The organism is Staphylococcus sp. EG-SA-2 (genome assembly GCF_017152085.1).
On the sequence record NZ_JACYHC010000931.1, the window covers coordinates 1 to 928 of the forward strand.

At 40.5% G+C, this 928-nt stretch carries 1 pseudogene; it reads right to left on the reverse strand.

Annotated elements, in window-relative coordinates:
• Nucleotides 1-928: pseudogene (gene sdrE, locus IDG60_RS16350) on the reverse strand (MSCRAMM family adhesin SdrE); the annotation flags it as partial.

Below are 928 nucleotides of genomic sequence, written 5' to 3' on the forward strand. Positions count from 1 at the left end.
AATCGCTGTCCGAATCTGAGTCACTATCTGAGTCTGAATCGCTGTCTGAATCTGAGTCGCTATCTGAGTCTGAGTCGCTATCTGAATCTGAATCACTGTCTGAGTCTGAGTCGCTGTCCGAATCTGAGTCGCTGTCTGAATCTGAATCGCTATCTGAGTCTGAGTCTGAATCGCTATCTGAATCTGAGTCGCTGTCTGAATCTGAATCACTGTCTGAATCTGAATCGCTGTCTGAATCTGAATCGCTATCTGAGTCTGAGTCGCTATCTGAGTCTGAATCGCTGTCTGAGTCTGAGTCGCTATCTGAGTCTGAATCGCTGTCCGAATCTGAGTCGCTATCTGAGTCTGAGTCGCTGTCTGAATCTGAATCGCTGTCTGAGTCTGAATCGCTATCTGAATCTGAATCGCTATCTGAGTCTGAGTCACTATCTGAGTCTGAGTCGCTGTCTGAATCTGAATCACTATCTGAATCTGAATCACTATCTGAATCTGAATCACTATCTGAGTCTGAATCGCTGTCTGAGTCTGAATCGCTGTCCGAATCTGAGTCGCTATCTGATGTTTCTTCTTCGTAGTAGCCATTATCAAGTGTGAAATCATCATGATCCGTAATTGTTACATCAACTTCGCCACCATCGGCATCTTTATCATCTTCAGTTGTATTTGTACCTGTTTGTGTTAAGCCAGTAGGCTTTTCAAAAATAACTTTGTATTTACCGCTATCTAAATTATCAAAGCGGTATTTACCATTTTCATCTGTTTTAGTTGTTCCAATTACTTCGCCTTTTTCATTTAATAAAATAACTTTAACATCTTTGATACCTTTTTCAGTTGAATCTTGTTTGCCGTCTTTATTACTGTCGTACCAAACATAATCACCTAAACTATATTTTGGTGTTTTATAGAAACCACTGTCTAATGTCATGTT